Raw genomic sequence first — 1,385 nt, forward strand, 5'->3', positions numbered from 1 at the left:
GCTCCTGAGGCACTGGCAACATATCGAAAATCGCACCACCATCATTGTTTGTGACCACAAGTACTGATGGCAGATCATTACGAGAAAACAGCGCGAGCGAGTTGAGGTCATAAAGCGCCGATGTATCACCGATGTACATCAATAGCGGCTTGCCTCGTGAGCGCTGCACACCCGAAGCTGTGGCAAATAGACCATCAATACCCGACGCTCCGCGATTGGTAAACACCTCAGTATTTAATCGGCCAAACATATCGACTAATCGAACAAACAAGCTGTTACCGAGAAAGACATCGACGTTCTGCGTTCGCTCTTCAATGTCAGCCGCTAGCGCCATTTCATTAAGCGTTGAAGCTGATGAAGACAGAACCTCATCGCGAATGTGAGCGCGAACCTGGGCTATATCGGTCAGTAATCCATCAGCCCATCCTTGAGTACTTGAGCTCTTAACATCAACACGCTCGACCCAACTTTTAGGTGATGCCACCCAATGCAATTGCGGAAGGTGTGTTTGGTTATCTCGGCTTAAACTTGGCGAGATAAACCAGTACTGAACATCTCGGCCTTGTTGGCTTTGCGACACCTGTTTATTAATCCATTGGTTCAATCGCTTAGATATGATGCGGCTACCAAACTGGAGCACCAAATCACATTCGTCGAGTTGGCTGGCCAACTTAGGCTGTTGTAACCACAAATCATAATGTGACCAACCGGAGCTAACTCCACTTTGCGGATCCGCCAATACAGGCCACCCCATTTGCTGTGCAAACGCTTTTGCCGCTTGCGCGTGATCAGCAGGTAAGCTGCCAATAACAACCACGCCTTTTCTATCAGCACAAAATGGAATGTCACGAAATGATGGACTGACGAATCGTTGAGTATATGTTTGACCGCCTTTGCGCCACGCTTCGACACTGTTCAGGTAGCTTTGGTAAGCGCTTTTTTCCCCGTCAGAATACAGCGGCTCAGGAAAGGCGCAGTTAATGTGAACCGCGCTGCCATGTAACTGCTGGTTAAACATCACCTCATCAACCGAAGTGAGTAACCAGTTGAGCGGCGTATTTAAACTCGGACTTGGCAAGTTCAAATTTGCCGATACATGATGCGAAAAAATCCCAAGCTGATTAATTGCTTGGTTTGCGCCACAACCGACGAGTTCAACAGGGCGATCAGCGGTAAGCAAAACCAGTTTTTCGCCCGTTAATTTAGCTTCTGCTACCGCAGGCAACAAGTTTGCGACCGCAGTGCCAGAAGTCACGATAACGGCTACCGGCTCTTGGCTCGCTTTCGCCAAACCAAGCGCCATAAAACCTAATCCACGCTCATCAAAATGAGTATGAATGGAAAAATTTGGCCGTTCCACCGCTTCTAAAGTCAAAGGAGTCGAA

1 protein-coding gene is annotated in these 1,385 nt (G+C 48.4%); it reads right to left on the reverse strand.

Features of this window, described 5'->3' with window-relative positions; genetic code table 11:
- Positions 1 to 1,385, reverse strand: a 1,385-nt coding sequence (gene menD / locus R7Q11_RS24725; protein WP_225466828.1) for a 2-succinyl-5-enolpyruvyl-6-hydroxy-3-cyclohexene-1-carboxylic-acid synthase, incomplete at both ends; no start/stop codon positions are given.

The sequence above is a fragment of the Vibrio sp. 970 genome, assembly GCF_033339075.1.